This window comes from Lacinutrix iliipiscaria, assembly GCF_042686125.1.
Classification (GTDB): domain Bacteria; phylum Bacteroidota; class Bacteroidia; order Flavobacteriales; family Flavobacteriaceae; genus Oceanihabitans; species Oceanihabitans iliipiscarium.
The window spans coordinates 229,203-245,401 of the sequence record NZ_JBHUOV010000002.1; the positions used below are offsets into that span (position 1 = coordinate 229,203).

Sequence of the window (16,199 nt, forward strand, 5' to 3'; positions counted from 1 at the left end):
GTTACAGGTTTTTATTTAGAAACAAATTCAGTTTTTCAAAGTCTTCTTTTTTAAAATTGGAACATATTGAAATGTGCTTTAAAAAAGTTGGGACTTTATGTGAAGATACTACATTTTTTTCTTTTACAGTTCTCTTTTTCAGATAAGTAAACATGAAGTTATGAAAATCTTTTTCATTAATTTTTTTTGCTAATTCTAAACATTCTCTAAACAATTTAGTGTTTGGAACATCTGGCAAATAATTAAAGTATTTCTTTATTAAATGAGAATATTCATTTTTTCTCAAACATTTAAACATATAAGTAACATCTAAATGAGATGAATCTTCAATTGGCACAACGATGGTTGTTAAAGTGTTTCTACGTGTTAGTACCAACAATCCAATATTGGACAAACCATTCTCTGATAAAAATGACTTGTATTTATCTGCAACAGAATGATGAGTCACAATGACCACATTCAAAAAAGACTTTCTATATTCATTAATTTGAGATAGTAATCTTTCAGGAGAATCGTATTCTGTTTTAATTTCATAGACAACAGAAGTTCCGTTTAGCATAACCAAATCAGCAATTGATTTACCGATTCTAAATTCATTTAAAACAGTTGCTGTATTTAAGCTGTGCTTCCCTAACAAGATTTTATTTACAATCTCATTTTTATATATAAATTCACTACGATAATTTTTTAGCATTGAACTATATAAATGCTCAAAGAAATCATGATAAGTTCTAAGCTCTAACTCTTTATCATAACTTAAATATTTAGAAACCCTTTTTTTTATTACATCAACCTCATCATTTCTAATGATTTTATTGAACATGGAGTTGCTTAAAACAGGAGAAATTGTTTTAATAAAAGAAGAATATGTAGGTTGCGTAACTGTCATTTAAATCTGCTAATGGTCGCTTTTTAGAGATACAAAACTACTATATTATTTAATAAAAGTAATTAAAGGTATCTTAATAATAACTATAACCTAATTTTTTTATTATCAATTTTATAAAAAAAACAAGGACAATTTTACTCATTTGTTTAGATTTGAATGAAACAATACGTTCTTTAAAATAGTTGCTTATATATGGTATAGGTGAAAAATAGAAAGGTAAGATAAAGCTCTTTTTTAATAGCAAGGTATTACTCTTTTGGCTAAGAGCATAAAGAGGAATATTTTGCAACCTACACTAAAACCTAATTTCTTAAATAATATTATAATAATGCTTACGCAATTATAATGACTTCATCCACTTTATAAAATATATTAGTAAAACAACTATTAATGTCAGTAAAGAAAAAACTAATGATATGAATAAACCTATCACACCTAAATCACTTTTAATAGAAGATGGCTTGTGTCTAAGCTCTGCGCTTTTGAATGAGCGATACCAATGGTCAGCTTCTAAATCATAACGTGTTCTTGTGGTTACACTTTCATCATTTGGTCTCCAATTATAATTTTGTCTTTGTTCTTGAGTTGCCATGTTTCTTAAATTTATATTTGAATATTACCTAGCTAATTTTTAAAATACTTTAGCTAATTGTTCAAGAGCACTAGCTTTTGTAACGCCTAAGTATTTGTCTGTTGTTGTTGCTCTTTTATGACTTAAATGGTATTGAGCCATTGATAAACTGCCAGTCAAATCGAGTACATGTATAGCCGAAGCTTTCCTTATGGAATGCACACCAATGTTTTTAAATTTCAGTTTCTTAGCTACCATTTTTATTCTTTTATGAAGCCATTGTCTTGTATAAGTCTTGTTAGTTCTGTAGTTATAAAAAATATATTCGCTAGACCTATTATGAGTAACCCTAACGGCATCTTTATACTCCTGAATGTAATGATATAACTCATTGGATATAACTCCTGTATGCTCGCTTTTTGTTTTCTTTATTAACGTAGTGAAGCAGTACTTCTCAATTTTTTGATTAAATGAAAAATTTTGGTATTTCTGTTGAAGAAGGTCTGAGACACGTAAACCGCTTTCAAGAGCCAATAGATAAGCTAAATATTCAGACTTTCGTTCAATAGAATAAGCATCTGTATTGTCGAAAAACATTTTTCGTGCTTCGTTATACATTTTATCGTAATTAACTGGTTGAGTCTTCATATATAGTTACGTTTTAATAGATAACTAATTTACAAAAATTTGTTTACATATACAACATATAATGCGCATTATGTAAACAGTTTTATATTAAACATATCTATAATACTGTATATCAGCTATTTAACAAATATGAAGTGTTTACATAATTCCCTATAATGTAAACAGTTGCAGAACTGTTCCTAATGTGTATATACATAACCATTTAATAATTGATGAAAATTCTATAAAAATTTTTTTTACATATCCGTCATGTTGTATATACAAGTTGTTTTTCAACCTTAAAATAAGGCGGGATACATGGTTGAGGTTTTGAAATATTCCAATTTTCAAAGTCTTTTAACGGACCACTCTCTCCAAATGTTTCTAAATGGCATAAAAACCGCACTTATTTCAAAGTATAGACTGCGAAATACGGGCTATGCTGGTGCATATGGGTTCAGTTAAATCATGTTTTTGAATAATTTGGTGATGTTTATACATTTTCTGCATATTTATATATAAAGAATATATGGGAAGACTACCTTCAATTAAGAATAATGCGAACAGTGAGATATTTACAATGCGTATTTCGCCACAACTTAAAAAGAAATTAATTGACATTTCGAAAAGGTCTAAGTATGGTGGTTCAGCCTCATCAGCTATAAGGGTACTTATTGAGAATGCCTCAAAAACATAAATTAGCTCCAACTCATTCTTTGCAATCTAACTGCATTCAATATTGCCAGTAAAGCCACACCAACATCAGCAAAAACGGCTTCCCACATTGTTGCCAAACCACCTGCTCCTAAAATTAATACAATCACTTTAATACCAAACGCTAAAATGATATTCTGCCATACAATTTTTCGAGTTGAACGACTAATTTTAATGGCTCTCACTACTTTTGAAGGTTGGTCGGTTTGGATAATGACATCTGCTGTTTCTATAGCTACATCACTCCCTAAACCACCCATTGCAATACCAACGTTACTTGCTGCTAATACAGGTGCATCATTAATACCATCACCAATAAAAGCTACTTTATTTTCAGTATTTTGCTTTAAAGTTTCAACTTCGTTTAATTTATCTTCTGGCAATAATCCACCCTTGGCATTTTCAATATCCAATTCTTTAGCGACTTGTTGGGTAATGGAATCTTTATCACCTGAAAGCATCATAATATTCTTAATACCTACTTTGTGTAATGCTGTAATTGTTTCTTTTGCATCTTCTTTTAATTCGTCAGCAATTACTACATAACCTGCAAACTTATTATCAATTGCCACTAATACAATAGATTCTATAATCGATTCCGTTTCAGTTGAAACATCAATATTATTGGCAATCATTAAGGCTTTATTTCCTACTAAAACTGTTTTACCATTTATAATGCCTTTTAAACCTTTACCTGCAACTTCAGATACGTCTTGCGCTTCATAATCTTCGCCACTTTCATTATACTCCATAATGGCTTTTGCTATTGGATGCGTGGATTGTTCTTCCATAGCCATTAGGTATTTCATAAATTCTGATTCTTCCCAATCAATAGTTTTGATGTCCTTAATTTTGAAAACACCTTTGGTAACTGTTCCTGTTTTGTCCATCACCAATGTATTTATCTTGGTCATTGCATCTAAAAATGAAGCACCTTTGAATAATATTCCGTTTTTTGAAGCTGCTCCTAATCCACCGAAATAACCTAATGGAATAGATATTACCAACGCACAAGGACAAGATATTACCAAAAAAATCAAGGCTCTATACAACCAATCTCTAAACACATAATCATCTACAAAAAAGTAAGGAATGAATGTAACACCTATAGCCAGAAACACAACAATTGGTGTGTAGATACGTGCAAACTGCCTAATAAATAATTCTGTTTTAGATTTACGTGATGTTGCATTTTGAACCAAATCTAATATTCTGGCAATAGAACTATCTTCAAACTTGTTTGTCACTTCAACTTCTATAACGCTTTCTAAATTAATACTACCTGCATACACTTTGGCTTCTTTCAGTATTGAATCAGGTTTACTTTCGCCTGTTAAAGCTGCCGTATTTAATGAGGCTTTTTCAGATAATAAAATACCATCCAATGGGATTTTTTCACCAACACGAATTTGAATTTTCTCTCCAATATTTGCATCTTCTGGTGAAACACTGATGTAATCACCATCACGAAACACATTGGCTTCTTTAGGTCTAACATCTAACAAGGCTTTTATATTTACTTTTGCTCTATTGACTGCTGCATTTTGAAATAGTTCACCCACTGCATAGAATAACATAACGGCAACACCTTCTGGATATTCACCAATAACAAATGCTCCAATTGTGGCTATAGACATTAAAAAGAACTCTGTAAAGAAATCGCCTTTTTTAATACTTTCCCATCCTTCTTTGACCACAGGAAATCCAACAGGAATATAGGCTACTACATACCAAAGAATACGAATCCAACCAGAAAAATGAGGAAATGCTTCAAAATAATCTACTGTAATGCCAATTATTAACAATACAAAACTAAAAATAGCTGGTAGATAGATTTTTAAATTTGAAATACTTTCTTCACTACTATGACTGTGACCGTCATTGTGACTATGTTGGGTCTCTGAATCTGGTTTTAAATCTCTTAAATTAACTTTCTTTTTTTTCATCTATTAGTGTAATTTTCCAAGTACAAAAATGCTTATATCCATCTTCTTACTTTCGTTGCATACTCTAAATAATCATTACCGAACTCTCGGTTTAGAAATTCTTCTTCTAATCTGATTTGTGTATTTATACTTATTGTCGATAGTGAAATTATCAATAGTGTAAAAGCATTTGGAATAACCAAAAACAATCCAATATTTGCAATCATAATTCCAAGAAAGATTGGGTTTCTGGAAATTGAAAATAATCCTTTAGTTACAAGTTTTGTTTTGTTCTTTTCATCAATTCCAATTCTCCACGAATTAGCCATTTGTGATTGAGCAATCCAAACTACAATTAGAGAGAGAATTAAAAATCCCCAGCCTATGTAGGATAAAGTTTCATTTTCAATATACCAAAAAGGAAGTAAAAATTTATACCACTCAATCTTAAAAGCGTAGATACCTACGACAATTAACTCCATAAACGATATAACTGTAAAAACCTTTCCATTAAAACCGTGAGCATCATCAGTCTTATTAAAGGTTAATGGATTAATACCTGTTTTATTTTTTAATAAAATTGACCTTATTACAAATACCAATAAAAAATATATTAGCAGATAAATAAATAATATCATCTTTTTTTATTTTCATTTCTTATTACAAAAAAACTTAAAAAACAGATGCAATGGAAGTGCAATTATTGCCCACTACATTTATCACACATTCCCTTTATCACTAGGTTTATATTTTCTGAAACAAAGCCTTCCGGGACTTTTATTTTAGGGATTTTGTGTTCTGTTAAACAAACAGTTTCATTACAATTATTGCAATGAAAATGTAGATGTAAATCGGTTTCAATTTCACAGCTACAATCTTGTTCACATAATGCATATTTAACTATACCTGTGCCATCATCTATTTGGTGAACAATATCCTTCTCTACAAATGTCTTAACTGTTCTATATAGTGTAGTTCTATCTGCCTTTTCAAAAGCGTTTTCAATATCGCTTAAAGTTGCAGCTACTTGTTTTTCAGCAAGGAACTTATAAATTAATAAACGCATTGCCGTAACACGTATATTTTTTGACTCTAATAGTTGTTCTATTGTTTTCATAATTAATCGTGGTCTTCAGCTTCTCCTTTTTTCATTTCTGCCATAAGATAATAGGCATTGTTATAAGCGAATTTTGTGTTTTCTTCTATGCCTTCTGAAAATTTAATTGCTACCCATTTATCATCTTTTTCTCCAACAATCACTTCTATGGGTTTAAAGCTCCAATCGTTATTTTCTTTTTCAACTGAAAATATATAATGTTTATCTCCTTCTTTAAAAATGGCACTTTCGGGTAGTGCTATTGTTTTCGCACTATCCACTTGAATTTTACCTTGAATATACATCCCAGGAATTAAGTTGCCTTTTTTGTTTTCTATTTCTGCGTGAACGTGAACTGCTTTAGGGTTATCCTCAAACGTTTTGCTTACGGAATAGATTTCTGCGGTAAGTTCTGTATCTGGAATGGATTGTACTATGAAGTTTACTTTCTGACCTTCTTTTACTTTATATACATCTTTTTCAAAAACCATAAAATCTGCGTGAACGTGATGCGTGTTTACAATTTCAAATAGTTCAGTTTGTGGTTCTACATATTGTCCTGTTTTTACTTCAACCTTTTGCACAAACCCCTCTATTGGACTTCGCAAGGCAATGCGTGGCATAATAGTACCATTACGAACTGAAGTAGTATTGACACTTAATAGTCGTAATTGTGCTTGCAGACCATTTACCATTGCTTTTGATGCATAATATTCTGCTTCAGCCTTTTGAAAATTAGCACCAGAGCCAACACCTGCTTCATATAGTTTTTGTTGTCGTTCATAATTCTTTTTCAAAAAATTACTGTTGCTATAAGCGTTTAAATAATTGGCTTGCGCTTGTATAATATTTGGGTGCGATAGATAAGCTACTACTTGACCTTTATTAACTTTATCCCCTTCAATCACTTCAATTGAAACAACATTTGCGCCAACAACTGTTGTGATAGCCGCTTCATTTTGCGGTGGTACTTCTAACGTTCCGTTTGCTTCAACATATCCGCTCATATTGCGTAATGTCAAGGTGTCTATTTTCATTTTCAACGCATCGAATTGCTGCTGTGAAAGCATTACTTCTTCGCTTTCATTATGCTCTTCGGTAACTTCTGTTTTCCTTTCTTCACTATGAGAATGATTATCATTTTCTTTATTTCCGCAAGCTGAAACAAAAATGGTTAACACCATTACGGTAAGAATTTTATTTATTTTATTTTTCATTGTCTTATTGATTAAAATATTGAAGTTGAAATGTGCTTTCTAAATAGTTTACTAATGCTGTTTGTGCTTCCAGTTCCGATTGAATGGCTTCTTTTATCAACTGCGTAAATGCAGTATAGTCTATTTCGCCTTCTCTGTATGCCAGTAATGCACCTGTTTTTTGCTCTTTTGTTAATGGTAAAACTTGGTCTTTGTAAAATTCCCAAGATGTTTTCCATTTGATGTAATTTTCTTTAGCCTGTACGAATCTCGATTGTACTTCCTGTTTTTTGAACACTACATTAGTTTCGGCTATTTCTTTATCTATTTTGGCACTTCTAATTTGTGCCTTGTTAGAACCAGATAAAAACGGAATGGAAATTCCTGCTTGATAACTGTAAAACCCCGAATTTCCATTTACTTTTTGTAAGCCACCTTGTAAATTGAACTTCGGTAAATTATCGGCTTTTGCAACTTTATATTCGGCTTCGGCATTATCTAAAATGTTCTGCGACATACTGTACAACGGATGGTTATTAATAGTGAATGTTTCAATAGCTACATTCATAGCTACATCAAATTCATCTGAAACTGTAAAAATTTCTTCTGATACCAACCACAAATTGAATTGCTGTAAGGCAATAAGATAATCACTATAGGCTTGCGCCTTTTTATTTTGAATTTGAAACGCTTGATTTTTAGCTGCCGAATACTCTAACTTGGAAATCGCTTCGACTTCATAATTTAAAGCTACTGCTTGTTCGAATTTGGAATAAATAGAATCCAATTCTTTATACAAATTAAAGTTCCGTTTCATTTGATAGCATTTAGACCATGCTTTTTTGACTTCTAATTCTAATTCCAACTCGGAAAGTTGAAACCCTTTTTGAGCTAATTGAATGCGTTGTTCTTGTAACTTCATTTTTGAACCAATACCAAACACATCAATATTAGATTGACCAATACCAATAGTTGTGTAGATGCCATTACCACTATCAATCTCTTCTCCACCTGTGAAAATTTGGGTAGTTCCGAAATTATAGGCAGTCACTTTTAATTGCTCTTGTTTTGCAATTTCCAACTGCTTTTGTTTGAGCAATGGATAATTGCTTTTTGATAGTTTTACAGCTTCCTGCAACGAAATTTCAGGAAGCGTATCTCTTATCTTTTGCGCATAACTTTGTGCTGAAAAACCAAACAGTAAAAGAAAAACTACTGTTGCTGTAATCATTTTCTTATTCGGTTTAAACGTAAACGATTTGTTTTCTACCCAATGATATAAAATCGGTAAAACGAACAATGTAAGTAAGGTTGAAGTCAATAATCCACCAATTACCACCGTTGCCAATGGTCGCTGTACTTCTGCACCTGCTGATAATGAAATCGCCATTGGTAGAAAGCCTAATACATCGGTAAAAGCAGTTAGCATAATAGGTCTAATTCTTCGTTTTGTGCCTTCTACAATCCTATCTTTCAGGTTGGTTACACCCTCATCTTTTAATTCATTGAGTCCGCTTATCATTACCAATCCATTAAGAACCGCAACTCCAAACAATACAATAAAACCAACACCTGCCGAAATACTAAATGGCATATCACGTAACCATAATGCAACTACACCACCGATGGTTGCCATTGGAATTGCTATGTAAATCATTAAAGTTTGTGGTAGTGATTTTAATGCAAAGTATATCAATATAAATATGAGTAACAATGCAATTGGCACAACGGTTTGTAATCGGTTACTGGCACGTTCCAGATTTTCAAATGCACCACCATAGCGGATGAAATAACCAGAAGGTAATTGAAGTTCAGCATCTAATTTTGATTTTATTTCAGTTACTAATGATTTTACATCACGACCTCTTACATTAATGCCAACATAGGTTCTTCTGTTAGTATTATCTCTACTGATTTGCATTGGTCCTGCTTTGTAACTTACATCCGCAACTTCACGCAAAGGAATTTGAGCACCTGAAGGTAAATTGATGTATAGATTTTGAACATCTGAAATATCCTTTCGGTTTTGAGCACTTAAACGCACCACCAAATCGAAGCGTTTTTCACCTTCAAAAATCACACCTGCTGTACCACCTGCAAATGAAGATTGTACGGTTTGATTGAGCGTATTTATTTGAAGTCCGTACTGTGCCAATTTATTTCTATTGTAAGTAATGGTCATTTGAGGCAATCCTTTTGTAGCTTCTGCTCGCATATCACCTATACCTTCAGTATCTGCAATAATTTTTGATATTTCCTCTGCTTTTTGAGCGAGGATGTTTATATCTTCACCATAAAGTTTAACAGCAATATCTTCTCTAATACCTTCAAGCAACTCGTTAAAACGCATTTCAATAGGTTGGGTAAACTCATAATTAACGCCAGGAATAATTTCGACTGCTTCTTTCATTTCTTCAATGAGTTCCTCTTTTGAAGACACTGTTGTCCATTCACTTTTAGGTTTTAGGATTACAAAAATATCCGCAAAATCCATCGGCATTGGGTCCGTAGGTACTTCGGCAACACCAATTCGACTGACTATTTTTTCTACTTCTGGAAATTTGGCTTTTACTATTTGCTCTATTTTAGTTGTAGTTTCAATAGTTTCCGTAAGTGAACTTCCTGGTTTTAAAATAGCGTGAAATGCTATATCTCCTTCATCGAGTTGTGGGATGAACTCACCACCCATTCGGGTAAACATAAAAACTGTAATACCGAACAGCACAACTGCAATACCAATCACCCATTTACCTTTTCTCAATGCGCTAACCAATAAAGGTTGGTATTTATCTTCAACCCAATGTACAAATCTGTCTCCATAAGATTTTTTATCATTTTTTGGTGCTCTTAGCACTAAAGCAGACATCATTGGGACATAAGTCAAACAAAGTACCATCGCACCAATCATAGCGAAAATAAAGGTCAACGCCATAGGCTTAAACATCTTTCCTTCAATGCCTTGTAAGGCTAAAATAGGTAGAAAAACTATAAGGATAATCAATTGACCAAAAAACGCTGCATTCATCATCTTTTTTGAAGCGTTAGAAGCAACTTTATCACGCTCCTTGGCTGTAAGCTGTTTCTTTTTCAGAACTTGTGATGCTATTAGGAATACTGTACTTTCTACTATAATTACCGCTCCATCTACTATAATTCCAAAATCGATGGCTCCTAAGCTCATTAGGTTTACCCAAACATCGAATACGTTCATCAAAATAAATGCGAATAATAAAGACAACGGTATGGTTGAAGCTACAATTAAACCACCTCGCCAATTTCCTAATAAAAAGATAAGTACAAAAATGACTATTAATGCGCCTTCAATAAGATTAGTTGTAACTGTTGAGGTTGTTTCACCAATCAATTTACTTCGGTCTAATAATGGTTCAATAATGACGCCTTCTGGCAATGACTTTTCAATTTCTGCCATTCGTTCTTTTACATTTGCGATAACATCGTTAGAATTTGCTCCTTTTAGCATCATCACCAAACCACCTACAACTTCGCCTTCACCATCTTGGGTTAATGCACCATAACGAATAGCAGAACCGAATTGTACCGTAGCAATATCACCAATAGTTACGGGAATATTATTGATATTCTTAACCGTGATTTTTTTAATGTCCTCTAAACTTCTCACCAAGCCTTCCCCACGAATAAAATTAGCTTGATGGTTTTTTTCGATATATGCGCCACCTGTATTTTGATTATTGGCTTCGAGTGCATTGAACACATCTGTAATGGTTAAACCAATGGCGTTTAAATCGTTTGGGTCAACAGCTACTTCATATTGTTTAATTTTACCACCTATGGCGTTCACCTCAACCACGCCTTCAACCATTGCCATTTGACGCTGTACAATCCAATCTTGCATTGAGCGTATATCGGCAATGTTATATTTATCTTTAAACTCTGGTGCTACTTTTAAAGTGTATTGATAAATTTCTCCTAAGCCTGTTGAAATTGGTCCCATAGTAGGCTCACCAAAGCCAATAGGAATTTGTTCTTTGACTTCGTTTAGTTTTTCAGCAACTAATTGACGTGGTAGATATGTTCCTATATCATCATCAAACACAATGGTAACCACAGATAACCCAAATCTAGAAATTGACCTAATTTCTTGTACATCAGGCAAGTTACTCATTGCAACTTCGATTGGATAGGTTACAATCTGCTCAATATCTTCTGTACCTAAATTTGGTGCTTGTGTAATTACCTGCACTTGATTATTTGTAATATCTGGAACAGCATCTATGGGTACTTTGGTCATACTCCAAATACCTGCTCCGATTATGGTAAGCGTAAGCAAACCAATAATGAATTTGTTATTGATTGAAAAATCAATGATTTTATTAATCATAGAAAATGTATTAATTCAGTTAAAAAAAAATGTAAATGCTTCCATGAAAATGAAAACATCATGAAAGGATAAAGCTATCCTGTAAAAACTGAATTATACTTGTGGTGGTTGCCAGATATTGGAATGAAAATCAAATCTATAATTTGACTGATAGGTAGATATTAATTGAGTGGGGATTTTTCTAAAATTTAATAACTCAAATGTCGCTAAAGGCACATGAGTGATTGAGATACCACAACAATTGCAAATACAAGTAGCTGGACAGGAATCGTCACTATCTTCTTGATGATTATGTTCAGTACTAATTTCATCGTGTTGTTGGTCTTCTAAATTTTGACCATCAGAACAAGGCATTGCAGATAATGCCAATATTAATATAGCTAATATGAATGCTAAAAATTTCATTAAAGCAAAGATATAAAATTAATTGTGCAATGGTTGTGCAAATAATTTATAGTATTTCTATATAATAAAAAAGAGCCTTCCGAAAAAGACTCTTTTTTATATTTGCTTAATGGTCGTGACCTGAATGGTTATCATCCTTTTTATCTTCACCAGACTGATTCATCATCATTTCGTGGTCATATTTGCAACACCCTGGTAAACCATCATATGCTCCTTCATCGCCAGCTACTTTTTCGGTATCATAACCTGAAGCTGCTATTGCTTTATGAATTGCCATCATATCCGTTTTAGAGTCATCGAAGGATACATCAATTTTCTTTTTTTCTACGTCCCATGTTGCGCTTGAAACACCTTCAACACCATTTGCTGCTTTTTCTATTGTGTTTTTACACATTCCACAATTTCCTCTTACACCAAATGACGCATCTGTCATAGCCATATCACTAGACATTTCTGTTGTTGTGGTTTCCGCATCTTTTTTTGTTTGACCATTACAGCTCGTTAAACCCATTGCTGCAATTACAGCAAAACTTAAAATTACTTTCTTCATTGTTTTAAAATTTAATTAATATATATTTAGTTTAATAATTATTCTATAATTTGTTTTACTTCTCCACAGGTTAGCATTGCATCACCAAAATATGGATTGATTACTTTTTTCTCTTTACTTAGCCAATATGCTCCATTGTTATTATCTGCCATAGGACAAAATTCTACATAGACTTTTTCATTGACACCATATATCTGAATCGCACTAATTAAATGCGATGAGAGGTGCTTAAAATGATTTCGTTGTTCTTTAATATCTGATGTTTTTGAAATTGATGATGCAGATATTTTAATTTCATTTTCTAATGACATCCAATGATTATGTGCCTCATTATTGACTAATTGTTTCATATCAACTTTAGATAAATTTTTCAATAGCTTTTTTGATTCTGCCATTACATTATTTGAATCATCTTTAACTAAAGCATCTTTCAATTTGATGTAATCATTAAAAACTACTTTCAATTGATTTTGAAAGTCGGTTGATACTTTTATGCGTTCATTCATATTGGAATGATTCTCATTGTTTACCGAAGCCGTCTCTTCCATTCCAAGGTGTCCCTCGTGACCAGTCATCACTTTACCACCTTCTTTATTCATCATTGATTTTTTTCCTTGCAATTGAGCTGCTGCATCTACCGTAAACGTTCCATTTGTAACTATTTCATCACCATTGTTTAAACCCTCTAATACCTCGTAGCTATCTCCAATTTGATTGCCTAATGTAATCTTACGCATTTCAAAAACAGGTTGATTGAGATTAACTTTTAGATACACTACAGAACGCTCTCCTGTCCATAAAACAGCCGATGATGGTATTATTAATATTTTTTCATTACTCGAAGCTATTCCTTTAATTTTTCCTTCAACAAACATTCCTGGTTTAAATACCTCATCTTTATTATTAAGCACAACTCTTAATTTTATAGTTCTTGTTCTGGTATCTAAAACGGGGTCTATAAAATCTACTTTAGATTTAAATTCTTTATTGGCATATGCGTTGGTAGTTATAGTAATCTCTTGTCCTTTTTTAAACAAATTGATTTGATTTTCATACACATCAAAATTTGCCCAAACGATATTTAGATTTGCAATTTTAAGCAAAGGTTGACCTTGTTTAATATAGTCTCCTTGTTCAACTAATTTTTCCAAAACTGTACCCGAAACGGTTGCATATACAGGAACATTTTCATTGACCTTACCAGATGTTTCAATTTGATTGATTTGATTTTCAGAAAGCTTCCATAATTTCAATTTATTACGTACTGCCTTGTATAAAGCTGGTTGCGATTCTTTTAAAGAAGCAGCTGTAATCAATTCTTGTTGAGCTGCATACAATTCTGGTGAATAGATGGTTGCCAGTAGTTGACCTTTTCTCACTTCTTCGCCTGTAAAACTAACATTAAGACGTTCAATTCTTCCAGAAAAATAACTGACTTGAACTGCATTAGCTTCTTCATTTTCAACAATCTTTCCAGATAATTTGATAGTATTATCTTCTATTTTATCATTCCCAACTTTAGACGTTTGAATGTTTGCCAATGCCATAGCATTTTCAGTAAGTTTGAATTGGTCTGCTAATAAACCTTCAGAGCTACTTTCCGCAGGTATTAGGTCCATCCCACAAATTGGGCAATCACCAGATTCAGGTTGCATAATTTGAGGATGCATTGAACAGGTCCACATTTGATTAGTTTCTGCAACAGTATCGTGGTTGTGGTCTGTTTTTTTATTAGATGAATTTCCAAAAAGAAGCCAACCTAATAGCAGTCCGATAGCTAATATTCCGATGTAAATTACATATTTTTTCATGTCTTAATTATTTAGTTCTCTTTTTAATAGTTGCGCATTTATTGCACATATAATTGTACTAATACTCATTAATGCCGCTCCAAAAGCTGGACTAATCATTAATCCAGGAATAAAACCAGTTGCTAAAGGTAAAGCGACAATATTATAGCCCGTAGCCCATACTAAATTTTGCACCATCTTACGATAGGTGGCTTTTCCAAAAAGTATCAAATTTGCAATATCGTTTGGGTTACTATCTACTAAAACAATATCTGCAGTTTCAGCTGCTACATCTGTTCCTGAACCAATAGCTATTCCAACATCAGCCTGAGCCAAAGCAGGCGCATCATTGACACCATCGCCAGTCATTGCAACAAATTCTCCCTTGGATTGAAGTTCTTTGATTTTATCTTGCTTTTGGTCTGGCAAAACTTCTGCCATAAAATCATCAAGACCTAACTTAACAGCTACATCTTTGGCGACTTTTTCATTATCTCCAGTTAATAATGATACTTTTATATTGTTTTTTTGAAGAGTTTTTATGGCTCCAAATGAACTTTCTCTTATTTCATCAGCAAAAGTTACAAAGCCAATCACTTCATCATCTACTATAGTAAAGATTTTGGTTTCAATTCCCTCGTCTATATCTTCAGCTACATCTTTGCTTAATTGTTGCATAAGTACATAGCCACCTGCTTGTACTTTCTTACCATTGACTGTGCCACTAACACCAACACCTGCATTGTATTTAAAATTGACTACTGTAGGGATTTTAATTTTTTCTTCTTTTGCTTTTCTCCTTAATCCTTTGGAAATATGATGCTCTGATGGACTCTCAACTGCTGTTGCGTATTTTAGCAATTCTGTTTTATCGTAATTAGATGACAATGGAACAATACGAACAACTTCGTGAGAACCTTTAGTAAGAGTTCCTGTTTTATCAAAAACTATGGTTGATATTTTACGTGAGTTTTCAAAGGCAGTTCTATTACGTATCAATAAGCCATTTTTTGCAGAAATACTAGTAGAAATTGCAGCTACTAAAGGAACAGCTAACCCTAAAGCGTGTGGACAACAAATAACCATAACAGTTACCATTCGCTCTAAAGCAAAAGACAGGTCTTTACCTAAACTTAACCAAATAAAGAAAGTTCCGAAACCCAATACCAATGCAACAACAGTTAGCCATTTTGCCGCAACATCGGCTAATCTTTGTGTTTTAGATTTTTGTTTTTGTGCAGATTGAACCATATTAATCACTTTGGATAAATAGGTTTCTTCTCCGATACCTTTCACTTTTACTTTTATAACGCCATTACCATTAATAGCACCACCAATAACCTCTTCACTTATAGTCTTTCTTACAGGCTTACTTTCGCCAGTTAGCATACTTTCGTTGAGGTCGCTTTCACCTTCTACGATTATTCCATCAGCGGGAACTTTCTCTCCAGGTTTAATTAATATAATATCATCTTGTTTTAACTCATTAATTTTTATTTTTCTTGTTTGGTCTCCATCAACTAAATTGGCTTCATTGGGCATTAATGCTGCCAATGCTTCTAAGGCTTTACTTGCACCCAAAATGGAACGCATTTCTAACCAATGACCAATTAACATTACATCGATAAGCGTTGCTAATTCCCAAAAGAAAGTTTTACCCTCAAACCCAAAAATAACTGCTACACTATAAAAATAAGCAGCAGAAATAGCCACTGCTATTAGAGTCATCATTCCAGCAGACTTTTTCTTTAACTCACTAAAAAATCCTTTTAAAAATGGTAAACCACCAAAGAAATATATAATGCTTGATAAGACAAAAAGTAGATAGTTTGCGCCAGTAAACTGCCAATTAACTCCTAACCATTGTTGAATCATTGGCGATAGCAGCAAAACTGGAATAGTTAGAATAGTTGAAACCCAAAAACGTTTTTTAAAATCTTCAATCATCATTTTATGATGGTCGTGTCCCATCTTACCATGAGCAGGATTATGACCAGAGTGTTCCATTTCTACTTTGTCAGTATTCAAATTAGAATGGTTCATTTTGCTATGGTCGTGATGTTCGTGATTTTCCAT

General features: G+C 32.9%; 12 protein-coding genes. All 12 read right to left on the reverse strand.

Features of this window, described 5'->3' with window-relative positions; all coding sequences use genetic code 11:
- Position 1: 1 nt before the first annotated feature.
- The 12 genes from ACFS5M_RS08155 to ACFS5M_RS08210 all read right to left on the reverse strand — a co-directional run bounded on the left by ACFS5M_RS08155 (position 2) and on the right by ACFS5M_RS08210 (position 16,199).
- A complete protein-coding gene (locus tag ACFS5M_RS08155) occupies positions 2 to 889 on the reverse strand; it encodes a sce7726 family protein (protein ID WP_183487734.1) in 888 nt (295 codons plus the stop codon).
- A 340-nt stretch (positions 890 to 1,229) separates the two neighbouring features.
- Positions 1,230 to 1,481 (reverse strand): hypothetical protein, encoded by a 252-nt coding sequence (locus ACFS5M_RS08160; protein ID WP_183487736.1) that lies wholly within the window; start codon positions 1,479 to 1,481, stop codon positions 1,230 to 1,232.
- A 39-nt stretch (positions 1,482 to 1,520) separates the two neighbouring features.
- Positions 1,521 to 2,108 (reverse strand): tyrosine-type recombinase/integrase, encoded by a 588-nt coding sequence (locus ACFS5M_RS08165; protein WP_183487738.1) that lies wholly within the window; start codon positions 2,106 to 2,108, stop codon positions 1,521 to 1,523.
- A 677-nt stretch (positions 2,109 to 2,785) separates the two neighbouring features.
- On the reverse strand, positions 2,786 to 4,747 hold the full coding sequence (locus tag ACFS5M_RS08170; RefSeq protein ID WP_183487740.1) for a heavy metal translocating P-type ATPase: 1,962 nt from the start codon (positions 4,745 to 4,747) through the stop codon (positions 2,786 to 2,788).
- A gap of 32 nt (positions 4,748 to 4,779) precedes the next feature.
- Positions 4,780 to 5,328, reverse strand: a complete 549-nt coding sequence (locus ACFS5M_RS08175; protein ID WP_379898510.1) for a methyltransferase family protein — start codon at positions 5,326 to 5,328, stop codon at positions 4,780 to 4,782.
- 98 nt (positions 5,329 to 5,426) lie between these two features.
- Positions 5,427 to 5,843: a Fur family transcriptional regulator gene (locus ACFS5M_RS08180; protein ID WP_183487744.1), complete on the reverse strand. Its 417-nt coding sequence runs from the start codon at positions 5,841 to 5,843 to the stop codon at positions 5,427 to 5,429.
- A gap of 2 nt (positions 5,844 to 5,845) precedes the next feature.
- Positions 5,846 to 7,039, reverse strand: coding sequence for an efflux RND transporter periplasmic adaptor subunit (locus ACFS5M_RS08185; protein WP_183487746.1), 1,194 nt, complete (start codon positions 7,037 to 7,039; stop codon positions 5,846 to 5,848).
- A gap of 4 nt (positions 7,040 to 7,043) precedes the next feature.
- Positions 7,044 to 11,378 (reverse strand): CusA/CzcA family heavy metal efflux RND transporter, encoded by a 4,335-nt coding sequence (locus ACFS5M_RS08190; RefSeq protein ID WP_183487748.1) that lies wholly within the window; start codon positions 11,376 to 11,378, stop codon positions 7,044 to 7,046.
- 93 nt (positions 11,379 to 11,471) lie between these two features.
- Positions 11,472 to 11,783 (reverse strand): DUF6660 family protein, encoded by a 312-nt coding sequence (locus ACFS5M_RS08195; RefSeq protein ID WP_183487749.1) that lies wholly within the window; start codon positions 11,781 to 11,783, stop codon positions 11,472 to 11,474.
- Between the two features lie 106 nt (positions 11,784 to 11,889).
- Positions 11,890 to 12,333, reverse strand: a complete 444-nt coding sequence (locus tag ACFS5M_RS08200) for a heavy-metal-associated domain-containing protein (protein WP_183487751.1) — start codon at positions 12,331 to 12,333, stop codon at positions 11,890 to 11,892.
- 38 nt (positions 12,334 to 12,371) lie between these two features.
- The gene (locus tag ACFS5M_RS08205) at positions 12,372 to 14,144 is read right to left on the reverse strand and encodes an efflux RND transporter periplasmic adaptor subunit (RefSeq protein WP_183487753.1); all 1,773 of its coding nucleotides are present in this window, start codon (positions 14,142 to 14,144) and stop codon (positions 12,372 to 12,374) included.
- 3 nt (positions 14,145 to 14,147) lie between these two features.
- Positions 14,148 to 16,199, reverse strand: a complete 2,052-nt coding sequence (locus ACFS5M_RS08210) for a copper-translocating P-type ATPase (protein WP_183487755.1) — start codon at positions 16,197 to 16,199, stop codon at positions 14,148 to 14,150.

Coding starts and splice junctions, on each gene's coding strand:
- ACFS5M_RS08155 (WP_183487734.1), bottom strand. CDS start 889: ATGACAGTTACGCAACCTACATATTCTTCTTTTATTAAAACAATTTCT.
- ACFS5M_RS08185 (WP_183487746.1), bottom strand. CDS start 7,039: ATGAAAAATAAAATAAATAAAATTCTTACCGTAATGGTGTTAACCATT.
- ACFS5M_RS08190 (WP_183487748.1), bottom strand. CDS start 11,378: ATGATTAATAAAATCATTGATTTTTCAATCAATAACAAATTCATTATT.
- ACFS5M_RS08180 (WP_183487744.1), bottom strand. CDS start 5,843: ATGAAAACAATAGAACAACTATTAGAGTCAAAAAATATACGTGTTACG.
- ACFS5M_RS08200 (WP_183487751.1), bottom strand. CDS start 12,333: ATGAAGAAAGTAATTTTAAGTTTTGCTGTAATTGCAGCAATGGGTTTA.
- ACFS5M_RS08165 (WP_183487738.1), bottom strand. CDS start 2,108: ATGAAGACTCAACCAGTTAATTACGATAAAATGTATAACGAAGCACGA.
- ACFS5M_RS08210 (WP_183487755.1), bottom strand. CDS start 16,199: ATGGAAAATCACGAACATCACGACCATAGCAAAATGAACCATTCTAAT.
- ACFS5M_RS08205 (WP_183487753.1), bottom strand. CDS start 14,144: ATGAAAAAATATGTAATTTACATCGGAATATTAGCTATCGGACTGCTA.
- ACFS5M_RS08195 (WP_183487749.1), bottom strand. CDS start 11,783: ATGAAATTTTTAGCATTCATATTAGCTATATTAATATTGGCATTATCT.
- ACFS5M_RS08170 (WP_183487740.1), bottom strand. CDS start 4,747: ATGAAAAAAAAGAAAGTTAATTTAAGAGATTTAAAACCAGATTCAGAG.
- ACFS5M_RS08160 (WP_183487736.1), bottom strand. CDS start 1,481: ATGGCAACTCAAGAACAAAGACAAAATTATAATTGGAGACCAAATGAT.